Genomic DNA, 1,111 nt, shown 5'->3' on the forward strand with positions numbered 1-1,111 from the left:
ACGCCGGAATGCTCAGTTTCGGAGCCGGCGGCGCCGGCGGCACTGGCGGCGAAAGCATCACCGCGGCGACCGGAAACGGCGGGGCCGGCGGCGCCGGCGGCAATGCCGGCATGTTCTTCGGCGAAGGCGGGGCCGGCGGCGACGGCGGGTTCGGCCCCACGAATGGCGGCAAGGGCGGGGCCGGCGGTAACGCCGGCATGCTCGTCGGCTCCGGCGGCGCGGGCGGCGCCGGCGGTGACGGCCTGACCAAGCTGGGTGGTGCCGGCGGCGCCGGCGGCAGCTCCGGGCTGATCGGCAGCGGCGGTAACGGCGGCAGCGGCGGCACCGGCCAAGCCGCCACCGGCAGCACCGGCGGCGCCGGCGGAGCCGGTGGCAATGGCGTGCTGATCGGCGACGGCGGTAATGGCGGCAACGGCGGCCTCGGCGCAACCAAGGGCACGCTGGGCGCCGGCGGCATCAGCGGTCAACTGTTGGGTCTGGACGGCTTCAACGCTCCGGCGAGCGCTAACCCGCTGCACGTCATGCAGCAACAGGCGATCAACGCGCTTAACGCACCCGTCCTGGCAGCTACCGGCCATCCGCTGATCGGGAACGGCGCCAACGGTGCCGCCGGGACCGGGACCGCGGGCGGCGATGGCGGGCTGCTGTTCGGCAATGGCGGGGTCGGCGGTTCCGGTGCGGCCGGTGCCACCGGTGGGCACGGCGGGGCCGGCGGAGGACTGTTCGGCGCTGGCGGCGCCGGCGGTGCGGGCGGCGCGTCGGCGACCGGCAACGGTGGCGCGGGCGGCACCGGCGGAAACGGCGGACTGTTCGGCTCCGGCGGAACCGGCGGAGTCGGCGGACGGGCACCGGGCGCGAACAACGGCGGGGCCGGCGGGGTCGGCGGGAGCGCCGGCATGCTCGCCGGGGCCGCCGGCCACGGCGGCAATGGCGCCGTCTCCTTCACCCCCGGCGCGAACAGCACCGGCAAGGGTGGGGCCGGCGGGACCGGCGGCACCGGCGGGATGTTCGCCGGCGGCGGCGCCGGCGGGGACGGTGGGTTCGGCGGGACCGGCGGGGTCGGCGGCACCGGCGGCACCGGGCAGATGTTCTCCAGCGGCGGGGCCGGCGG

1 pseudogene is annotated in these 1,111 nt (G+C 78.0%); it reads left to right on the top strand.

The annotated features are described in order from the left end of the window. Positions 1 to 542 precede the first annotated feature (542 nt). A pseudogene (locus BST12_RS35060) lies at positions 543 to 752 on the top strand (PGRS repeat-containing protein); the annotation flags it as partial. Positions 753 to 1,111 lie beyond the last annotated feature (359 nt).

It is taken from the genome of Mycobacterium angelicum (assembly GCF_002086155.1).
Taxonomy (GTDB): domain Bacteria; phylum Actinomycetota; class Actinomycetes; order Mycobacteriales; family Mycobacteriaceae; genus Mycobacterium; species Mycobacterium angelicum.